This is a genomic window from uncultured Sphingomonas sp., from assembly GCF_964250165.1.
Taxonomy (GTDB): domain Bacteria; phylum Pseudomonadota; class Alphaproteobacteria; order Sphingomonadales; family Sphingomonadaceae; genus Sphingomonas.
This window is the reverse complement of the sequence record NZ_CAXUEK010000005.1, coordinates 66,014-72,955: the sequence shown is the minus strand read 5'-3', so window position 1 is coordinate 72,955 and position 6,942 is coordinate 66,014. Positions and strand designations below refer to the sequence as shown.

The window sequence follows — 6,942 nt, the reverse complement described above, 5'->3', positions numbered from 1 at the left end:
TCGACAGCGGCCTGACCGCCGAGGCGGCGATCGAGCGCGTCCAGCAGCGCACCCGCCAGCGGATGCGCCAGATCGACGACCCGCTGCTCGCCGACCGGATGCACGACCTGGAGGACCTCTCCAACCGGCTGCTCCGCACCGTCTCCGGCCAGATGGGGACGGCGGCGCAGCTCGGCCTGCGCCAGGACACGGTCCTGCTCGCGCGCAATCTCGGCCCGGCGGAGCTGCTGGAATATGACCGCCGGCGGCTGAAGGGCGTGGTGCTGGAGGAGGGCAGCCTCACCGCGCATGTCATCATCGTCGCGCGCGCGATGGGCGTGCCCGTGCTCGGCCGCGCCCGCGATCTGCGCCGGCAGGTGAACGAGGGCGACCTGCTGCTGCTCGACGTGACGGAGGGCGCCTGCCTCGTGCGCCCCACGGTGGCGCTGGAGGAGGCGTTCGCGGCGAAGGCGGCGCTGCGCCAGCGCCGCCGTGCCGCCTACGCCGCGCTGAAGGACGTCGAGCCCGTCACCAGGGACGGCACGCGCGTGACCGTGATGGTCAACGCCGGCCTGCGCGATGATGTGGCGGCGCTGGACCTGACCGGCGCGGACGGCATCGGCCTGTTCCGTACCGAGTTCCAGTTCCTGGTCTCCGCCACGCTGCCGCAGCGCGAGCGCCAGCAGCGGCTCTATCGCGAGGTGCTCGACGGTGCCGGCGAACGGCCGGTCGTCTTCCGCACCGTCGATATCGGCGGCGACAAGGCGCTGCCCTATCTCAAGGAGCATTCGGCCGCGGAGGAGAACCCGGCGATGGGCTGGCGCGCGCTGCGGCTCAGCCTGGAGCGCGACGGCTTGATGAAGGCGCAGGCGCGCGCGCTGATCGAGGCGGCGGCGGGCCGCACGCTCAACGTCATGTTCCCGATGGTGTCGGAGGCGTGGGAGTTCGACGAGGCGAAGGCGCTGTTCGAGGCGCAGCGCGCCTGGGTCACGGCACGCAAGCGCCCGCTCCCCGCGCACATCCGCTACGGCGCGATGCTGGAGGTGCCGGCGCTGGCCGAGCAGCTCGACCTGCTCCTGCCGGACGTGGACTTCCTGTCCGTCGGCACCAACGACCTGACCCAGTTCCTGTTCGCGGCCGACCGCGCCAATCCCAAGCTCGCCGAGCGCTACGACTGGCTCTCGCCGTCCATCCTGCGTTTTCTGCATCGGGTCACGGCGGCGGCGGCGGCGGCGGCGGTGCCGCTGGCGGTCTGCGGCGAGATGGGTGGGCGGCCGCTGGAGGCGATGGCACTGATCGGCCTCGGCATCGACCGGCTGTCGATCACGCCGGCCGCGGTGGGGCCGATCAAGGCGATGGTGCGGAGCCTCGACCGGGCGCGGCTGCAGGACGCGATGACGGACTGGCTGGCCCGGCCGCCGCGCGACCTGCGCGCCGCGCTGACCGGCTGGGCTGAGGCGGCGGGCGTCGAACTGGCCTGAGCGCCCGCTGGCGGCGGTTGGGCCTCGATTGACTTGGCCCAGCGGCTCTGGAACATCAGCGGTTCATAACCGCACCCCCGAGCGGAGAAGCATATCATGGACCAGCCCTCGCCCGCCGCTCCGGCGGCGGCGCCCGCAGCGGTCGGCGAGACGTTGCGGTCCGCGCGCGAGCGCCAGGGCGTGGCGCTTGCCGAGATCGCCAGCCGCACCCGGATCCCGCTGCGCCACCTGCAGGCGATCGAGATCGGCGACTATTCCGGGCTGCCGTCGAACACCTATGCTACCGGTTTCGTGAAGGCCTATGCGCGCGCGGTTGGCGTCGACGAGGTCGCGATCACCCGGCAGCTGCGCGGCGAGCTCGCCCGGCTGGGCCCGCGCACGCCCGATTTCCAGCCGTACGAGCCACCCGATCCGGCACGGGTGCCATCGCGCGGACTGGCGATCGTGACGGCGGGGCTGGCGCTGGCGCTGATCGTGCTGGTCGGGTTGTGGTATGGCTCCGGGCTGTTCCGGCGCGGCGCGGCGCCGGCCTCGGTCGCGACGGGCGCGGACGCCGCGGAGGGTGCGCGCGTCGTGCGGCCGCGTCCGGCGGCCGCGCCGACCGCGATCCCGGCGACCGGCGGGCAGGTGACGCTGACCACCACCGATCGCGTCTGGCTGCGCGTCCATGACGGGGCAAAGACGCTGTATCTCGGCACCATGGCGCCGGGCGACCATTTCGACGTGCCCGCGACCGCCGTCGATCCGCTGGTCGATATCGGCCGTCCGGACAAGCTGCGCGTGGCGCTGAACGGCTCGGCGCTGCCCGCGCTGCCGGCGAGCTCCCAGCCGCTGAAGGACCTGCGGATCGGCGCGGCGGCGGTGGCAGCGCGGCAGGCGGGCGCCGTCGCGTCCCAGGCGGCGACGCCGGCCGAGACGCTGGGCACGCCCGCGGCGTCGGCCGGGCAGGTGCCGTCCGGGCCGACGCCCCCGCGGCGCGTGCTGAGCGAGACCCAGCGTGCGAACCTTCAATCCGCGCGCCAGCTGCCGGCGCCCACGGCGACGCCATAGCCTCTAGCCGGGCGGCGTCGCGCGGCTATAGTCGCGCCCTAGTGCCGCTTTTCCGGGATGTTGCCATGCGTGCCCGTCATCTCCTCGCTCCCCTGCTGGCGATTGCCGTCGTCGCGCCGGCCGCGGCGCAGAACGACTTGCCCGGCCGCGTCGGCAAGCTGGAGGGCGAGATGCGCGCGGTGCAGCGCAAGGTGTTCGCCGGCGGCGCCGGCCAGGATCTCCAGCCAGAGGTGGAGGCGGCCGCCCCGCCGGTCGTCGCCACCGGGACGCCCGCGGCGAGCGCGGTCGTGGACCTCACCGCGCGCGTGGCGTCGCTGGAGGGGCAGATGGCGAGCCTGACGGGGCAGGTCGAGCAGGCCGGCTACCAGGCCCGCCAGGCACAGGACGCGCTGGATGAATATCGTCGCGCCACCGACGCCCGGCTGAAGGCGCTGGAGGGGGCGGGCGCTCCCCCTGCCGCCGCGGTCGGCGACGCCGATCTGTCCACTCCCGCGCCGTTCCGCCCGAGGCCGGGAGCGCGGGCCGTCACCGGCAGGCCGAGCACGCCTCCTGCCGCATCCGACGAGGTCGGCAACCCGGCGCCGATCGCCCGGCCGGAGTCCGGCGATCCCGCGGAGGACGCCTATCTGTACGGTTATCGCCTGTGGCAGGCGAAGCGCTATCCCGAAGCCGAAACGGCGCTGAAGAAGGCGGCGGCCGACTATCCCAAGGCGCGCCGTTACAGCTACGCACAGAACCTCCTCGGCCGCACCTATCTCGACGACGGCAAGCCGAGCCTGGCGTCGATGGCGTTCTACGAGAACTACAAGAAGATGCCGGATGGCGAGCGGGCGCCGGAAAGCCTCTTCTATCTCGGCCAGTCGCTCACGAAACTGGGCAAGCTGCCCGAGGCGTGCAAGGTGTATGACGAGCTGGGCGACGTCTATGGCGCGAAGCTCGGTGCGAAGATGAAGGCCGATGTGGCGGCGGGCCGTGCGACGGCGAAGTGTAGGTAGTCGTACATCGCCCCACACCAGGGGTGGGTAACGTTGGGCACGCTTGCCGCCCGCTTTCTGACCGACCTCGCCCGCGTCCTTCCAGAGGGGTTGCGCCCGGGTGAGTCGCTGGCCCTCGCGGTTTCGGGCGGCCCGGACAGCATGGCGATGCTCGCGCTCACGCACGCCGCGCTGCCGGGCCGCATCGTCGCCGCTACCGTCGATCACGGCCTGCGTGGCGAAAGTGCGGCCGAGGCGGAACAGGTCGCCACCGCCTGCGCGACACTTGCCGTGCCGCACGTGACGCTCCGCCCCGATACGCCGATCACGGGCGGGAACATGCACGCCGCGGCCCGCGTCGTCCGCTACGCGCTGCTCGGTCGCTGGGCGGTGTCGATCGGCGCGCCGGCCCTCGCCACCGCGCACCATGCCGACGATCAGGCCGAGACGTTCCTGATGCGCGCCGTTCGGGGTGCGGGGCCTGCAGGGCTCGCCGGTATCCGGGCGCGACGTGACACCGCGGACGGTCCGATCATTGTCCGCCCGTTGCTCGGATGGCGGCGCACGGAGCTTGCCGACGTGGCAGCGGCCGCGGGCCTGCCGGTGATCGCCGATCCGTCCAACGACGACCAGCGTTTCGAGCGCGCGCGGGTCCGTCGGCTGCTCTCGGCAACGCCGTGGCTCGACGTCAATGGCCTTGCTGACGCCGCCCGCCACGCCGGCGAGGCGGACGCGGCGCTCGAGGCCGTTCACGCCTGGCTTTGGCGATCCCGCACGGTGACGCCGACCGAGGTGTCCGATCCAGAGCAAGAACGCTGGCTGGACATGGCCGACTTGCCGCGCGAGGTCTGCCGCCGCCTCGCCCGTGAGGCCATCCGCTCGGTGCGCGCGGCGAGCGGCGGCGCGGCGCTTGAGCGCGCGACCAATATCGAGCCGCTGCTCGATGCGCTGGCGCAGGGTAGGGCGGCTACCCAGGCCGACGTCCTGGTCACGCCCTGCGGTGCGGTGTGGCGTTTCTTGCCCGCCCCGCCGCGCCGCTATCCCTGATCAACGCATCTGCGTCGCTCGTTCCATTGCCATTAACCTGCCGCTGCTTATCTTGGTCGGCGAAAGGGCAGACCCGCCGATGAACGACAACGACAAGCGGCCCGAGAACTCGGGCGGCAATCCCTGGATGAAGAGCCTGCTCGTCTGGGTGGCGATCCTGCTCGGGCTCGCCTTGTTCGTGACCGTGATCGACGGGCGGCCGTCGCAGCCCTCGGGCGGCACGATTGCCTATTCGACCTTCCTCGACAAGGTCGACGAGAGCGCGGTCGGGGACGTCAACATCTCGCGCGACATGATCTCGGGCACGCTCAAATCCGGCGAGAAGTTCCGCGCCTATCCGATCAGCGATCCCACGCTGGTGCAGAAGCTGCGCGACAAGGGGGTGACGATCACCGCCAAGCCGGAGGACGGCCCGTCGATCTGGCAGTATATGCTGATCAACTCGCTGCCGTTCCTGCTCTTCCTCGGCGTCGCCTTTTTCGTGCTCAGGCAGATGCAGCGCAACACCGGCTCGGGCGCGATGGGCTTCGGCAAGAGCCGCGCCAAGATGCTGACGCAGAAGGAAGGCAAGGTCACCTTCGACGACGTCGCCGGCATCGACGAGGCGCGCGAGGAGCTGCAGGAGATTGTCGAGTTCCTGAAGGACCCGACCAAGTTCGCAAGGCTCGGCGGCAAGATCCCCAAGGGCGCACTGCTGGTCGGCAGCCCCGGCACCGGCAAGACGCTGCTGGCGCGCGCCATCGCCGGCGAGGCGGGGGTGCCGTTCTTCACCATATCGGGCTCCGACTTCGTCGAGATGTTCGTCGGCGTCGGCGCGAGCCGCGTCCGCGACATGTTCGAGCAGGCCAAGAAGTCCGCGCCCTGCATCGTCTTCATCGACGAGATCGACGCCGTCGGTCGCCATCGCGGCGCCGGCCTCGGCAACGGCAATGACGAGCGCGAGCAGACGCTGAACCAGCTGCTGGTCGAGATGGACGGCTTCGATGCCAATGAGGGCATCATTATCATCGCGGCGACCAACCGTCCCGACGTGCTCGATCCCGCGCTGCTCCGTCCCGGCCGCTTCGACCGGCGCGTGACCGTGCCGCTGCCCGACATCGAGGGCCGCGTGAAGATCCTCGAAGTCCACATGAAGAAGGTGCCGCTGGCACCCGACGTCGACGCGCGCACGATCGCGCGCGGCTGCCCGGGGATGGCCGGCGCGGACCTCGCCAACCTGGTCAACGAGGCGGCGCTGATGGCCGCGCGCCTGGGCAAGCGGCTGGTCTCGATGGCGCAGTTCGAGCTCGCCAAGGACCGCGTCATCATGGGCACCGAGTGGAAGTCGCTGGTGATGACCGACGACGAGAAGCGGATGACCGCCTATCACGAGGCGGGCCATGCGCTGGTCCGCGCGCACGAGCCCGCGTCCGATCCGATCCACAAGGCGACGATCATCCCGCGTGGCGGCGCGCTCGGCATGGTCGTGTCGATGCCCGAGCGCGACAACTACTCCTATCATCGCGACAAGATGATCGCCGATCTGGCGACGGTGATGGGCGGGCGCGTCGCCGAGGAGGTGATCTTCGGCTATAACAAGGTCTCGTCGGGTGCGTCAGGCGACATCAAGCAGGCGACCAAGCTCGCCCGCGCGATGGTGACGCAATGGGGCATGTCCGACGCGATCGGTCCGCTGGAATATGAGGAAAAGCAGGGCGAGGGCTTCCTGGGCTATACCCAGACCCAGCGCGCCAGCATGTCCAACGAGACCGCGCTGCTGATCGACGGCGAGATCAAGAAGCTGGTCGAGAACGGGCTGGCCCGTGCCCGCGACGTCATCACCGGCCATCTAGATCAGCTCCACGCTGTCGCGGGTGCGCTGCTGGAATATGAGACGATCACCGGCGACGAGATCAAGCGCATCGTCGCGGGCGAGGATATCGGTCGTCCCGACGAAGGGACCAAGGCGCCGCAGGTCGTCAAGGCCGGCACCTCCATCCCCAAGACGCGCCGGCCGTCCGGTCCGTTCGGCGCGCCCTCGCCGCTCGGCGCGTGAGGCTTGCGATCGGGGCGGCGGCCGCCGTCGTCCTGCTCGGGCTCGCCGGCCCGGCGGGTGCGGCGATGACCGTCGAGGAGTTCCTCGCCAAGATCGCCGGGCTGAAGGCGAAGGGTCCGTTCGCGCTCTTCTCCGGCGATATCGGCTTGCTGAAGCGGGAGTCCGCCGTCGCCGTCGCCAATCTCGCCGCCGAGAAGAAGGTCCGCGCCGCCGCAGGCCAACCGCCGCTCTATTGCGCATCCGACGATACGCGCATGTCCGCGAACCAGATGATCGCGGGCCTGCAGCGTATCCCGCCCGCGGAGCGCCGCGTCAGCCTTCAGGACGGGTTCAGGCGCGTGATCGTAGCGACCTATCCCTGTCGTTAAGGGCGAGG

Annotated in this window: 6 protein-coding genes; all 6 read left to right on the top strand. The window is 71.0% G+C overall.

What is annotated here, in order from left to right; translation table 11 throughout:
* A partial coding sequence (ptsP, locus tag ACFE64_RS02050; protein ID WP_375390781.1) for a phosphoenolpyruvate--protein phosphotransferase occupies positions 1–1,460 on the top strand: 1,460 nt, incomplete at its 5' end.
* A gap of 96 nt (positions 1,461–1,556) precedes the next feature.
* A complete protein-coding gene (locus ACFE64_RS02045; protein WP_375390780.1) occupies positions 1,557–2,510 on the top strand; it encodes a helix-turn-helix domain-containing protein in 954 nt (317 codons plus the stop codon).
* A 65-nt stretch (positions 2,511–2,575) separates the two neighbouring features.
* On the top strand, positions 2,576–3,505 hold the full coding sequence (locus tag ACFE64_RS02040) for a hypothetical protein (RefSeq protein WP_375390779.1): 930 nt from the start codon (positions 2,576–2,578) through the stop codon (positions 3,503–3,505).
* Positions 3,506–3,538: 33 nt separating this feature from the next.
* Positions 3,539–4,531 carry a tRNA lysidine(34) synthetase TilS gene (gene tilS, locus ACFE64_RS02035; protein WP_375390778.1) on the top strand — a complete coding sequence of 331 codons (993 nt, stop codon included), beginning with the start codon at positions 3,539–3,541 and terminating at the stop codon, positions 4,529–4,531.
* A gap of 79 nt (positions 4,532–4,610) precedes the next feature.
* Positions 4,611–6,566, top strand: coding sequence for an ATP-dependent zinc metalloprotease FtsH (ftsH, locus tag ACFE64_RS02030; RefSeq protein ID WP_375390777.1), 1,956 nt, complete (start codon positions 4,611–4,613; stop codon positions 6,564–6,566).
* Complete coding sequence (locus tag ACFE64_RS02025) at positions 6,563–6,934, top strand: hypothetical protein (RefSeq protein WP_375390776.1); 372 nt, start codon at positions 6,563–6,565, stop codon at positions 6,932–6,934. Before ftsH ends, ACFE64_RS02025 begins: the two co-directional genes overlap by 4 nt.
* Positions 6,935–6,942 lie beyond the last annotated feature (8 nt).